Raw genomic sequence first — 1,213 nt, 5'->3', positions numbered from 1 at the left:
GGCTTCGATCGGGTCACCCAAACTGGTGCCGGTCCCGTGCGCCTCCACCACATCAACTTCACCCAGGCCGATGCCGGCACTGGCCGCGGCTTGGGCGATAACCCGCTCCTGTGCCGGGCCGTTGGGGGCGGTCAATCCGTTGGACGCGCCGTCCTGATTGACCGCCGAGCCGGCGATGACCGCCAGCACCGGATGGTTGTTGCGGCGCGCGTCACTGAGACGCTCGAGCACGACCACCGCCGCACCCTCGCCCCAACCCGTACCGTCAGCGGTCGCGGCGAATGCCTTGCAGCGCCCATCCCCGGCCAGCCCGCGCTGCCGGGCGAACTCGGTGAAGATGGCCGGCGTGGTCATGATCGTCACGCCGCCCGCCAGGGCCAGACCCGATTCGCCGGTGCGCAGCGACTGACACGCCAGGTGCGTCGCCACCAGCGACGACGAGCACGCGGTGTCCACGGTGATCGCCGGACCCTGCAACCCCAACAGATAGGCCACCCGGCCCGAGGCAACACTGGTGGCATTACCGGTCAGGCCGTAGCCCTCGGCGCCGTTCGAACTTTCATCCCCGTACGGCTGGGCCCAGGTGCCGGCGAAGACCCCGGTGTCGGAGCCGACCAGAGCGGTTGGGTCGATACCGGCGGCTTCCAGCGCCTCCCAGCACACCTCGAGCAGTAGCCGCTGTTGGGGTTCGATGGCTTGGGCTTCGCGGGCGGAGATGCCGAAGAACTCCGCATCGAAGTCCGCCGCGCCGGGCAGGAAGCCGCCGTAGCGGGTGTAGGTCTTGCCCACCGCGTCGGGGTCGGGGTCGAACAACTCGGCCAGATTCCAGCCCCGATCGCTCGGAAATTCCCCCATCACATCGATGCCGCCGCTGACGACCTCCCACAGGCCGGCGGCCGAATCAATGCCACCGGGGAAGCGACACGCCATGCCCACCACCGCGATGGGCTCCTCGGCGCGCGCAATGCTGGCAGTCCGTACCGGTTTGGCCACGGAGTTCGTCGTTGTGAGCTGGGTGAGCAGATGGTGAGCCAGAGCGCCCAGGGTCGGGTGATCGAAGATCAAGGCGGGGGACAGGGTGAGGCCGGTGTGCTGGGCTAGGGCGTTGCGTAGTTCCAGGGCGGTCAGGGAGTCGATGCCGAGGTCTTTGAAGGGCCGGTCGGGGTCCAGGCTGGCCGGGTCGGGGTGGGCCAGCACCGCAGCGGTGGTCGTG

At 69.2% G+C, this 1,213-nt stretch carries 1 protein-coding gene; it reads right to left on the bottom strand.

The features are described 5' to 3' along the window. The coding region (locus AWC27_RS17895; protein WP_139837067.1) for a type I polyketide synthase at positions 1 to 1,213 on the bottom strand (1,213 nt) is incomplete at both ends.

The sequence above is a fragment of the Mycobacterium szulgai genome (assembly GCF_002116635.1).
Classification (GTDB): Bacteria; Actinomycetota; Actinomycetes; order Mycobacteriales; family Mycobacteriaceae; genus Mycobacterium; species Mycobacterium szulgai.
This window is presented reverse-complemented; position numbering and strand designations above follow the sequence as displayed.